Source organism: Streptomyces sp. NPDC052107 (assembly GCF_040680215.1).
Taxonomy (GTDB): Bacteria; Actinomycetota; Actinomycetes; order Streptomycetales; family Streptomycetaceae; genus Streptomyces.
Genome location: NZ_JBFAWG010000296.1, coordinates 1 through 1,261 on the forward strand (window position 1 = coordinate 1; position 1,261 = coordinate 1,261).

General features: G+C 70.3%; 2 pseudogenes. One reads left to right on the forward strand and one right to left on the reverse strand.

From position 1 onward, the window contains the following. Nucleotides 1-208 (forward strand): annotated as a pseudogene (locus tag AB0M27_RS47945) (TetR/AcrR family transcriptional regulator); the annotation flags it as partial. A gap of 68 nt (nt 209-276) precedes the next feature. Here AB0M27_RS47945 and AB0M27_RS47950 read toward each other — a convergent pair. After that, nucleotides 277-1,088, reverse strand: a pseudogene (locus AB0M27_RS47950) (IS5 family transposase). Nucleotides 1,089-1,261: the final 173 nt, after the last annotated feature.

The following is a 1,261-nucleotide window of genomic DNA, read 5'->3' on the forward strand; positions in this document are numbered from 1 at the left end:
GACGATCGAGGAGGCACGGGCAGCGGGCGAGCTCGCCGCCGACACCGACGTACGCCAGCTGGCCTTCGAGGTGATCGCCTTCCTGGAACTGGCCAACGCGGAATCGGTGCTCCAGAACAACAGCCTCGGCTACGCGAAGGCGGCCCGGGCGATCCTGGCCCGGCTGCGGACGGCGGCGACGGAAAGCGCCACGCTGCCGGTGCTCTGAGCTTCCCATGCTCAGAGCGCGAGTTCGGTTCGCGGCACCCGCTCCACAACTAGGGAGTGTCTTGTCGATCATGTGTCGAGCCAGATGAGTGTGCTGGCGAGGGTGATGGCGGCGAGGTAGCGGTCGGGGCGTTTGTCGTAGCGGGTGGCGATGCCGCGCCATTGTTTGAGGCGGTGGAAGCAGCGTTCGACGACGTTGCGTCGCCGGTAGGTGGCCCGGTCGAATCCGCAGGGCCGTTCCCGGCGCCGTCTGCGGCCGGCGAGCTGGTCGGTGCGTTCGGGGATCGTGGCCTTGATCCCGCGCCGTCGCAGGTAGGCCCGGAAGGCGCGGGCGGAGTAACCCTTGTCCGCGACGACGCGATCGGGCCGGGTCCGTGGTCGTCCTGCTCCCGGACCGGCCACGCGGATGCGGCCGATGACGGCTTCGGCCTGGGTGCAGTCGTTGCGGTTGCCGCCGCTGAGCAGGAAGGCCGGCGGTCTGCCCGCGCCGTCGCAGGCCAGGTGGACTTTGCTCGTCAGCCCGCCGCGGGAGCGTCCCAGTCCGCGCTCTTCGAGCCCCCTTTGGCGGCCGCGTGCTGGTGGGCCCGCACGATCGTGGAGTCGATCGCGACCAGCCAGTCCACCTCCGCCCGGCCCTGAGCGGCGGCCAGCAGGCGGTCGAAGGTGCCGTCGGCCGCCCAGCGGGCGAACCGTCCATGGACGGTCTGCCACGGGCCGAACCGCTCGGGCAGGTCCCTCCAGGGCAGACCGGTACGGAACTTGAACACGATTCCCTCAAGCACCTGGCGGTGATCCCGCCACCGGCCACGAGCCCGACCCGCAGGCGGCAGCAACGGCCCCATCACCGCCCAGGCAGCATCAGAAATCTCCCCGTCCCTCACCACCGGACCAACGATCCGATGATCGGAAAGACACCCCCTAGGGCCTGTCGTCAAACTGCCGCCTGCCGTGCGACGCCCGGCACGCACGCTCGCGGCGTTGCCGAGATGCCCTGGGAGCGCTTTAGCCCAGCACTCAAACCAGTTAGAGCGGGGGGGGGCCCCGCCAACACCAA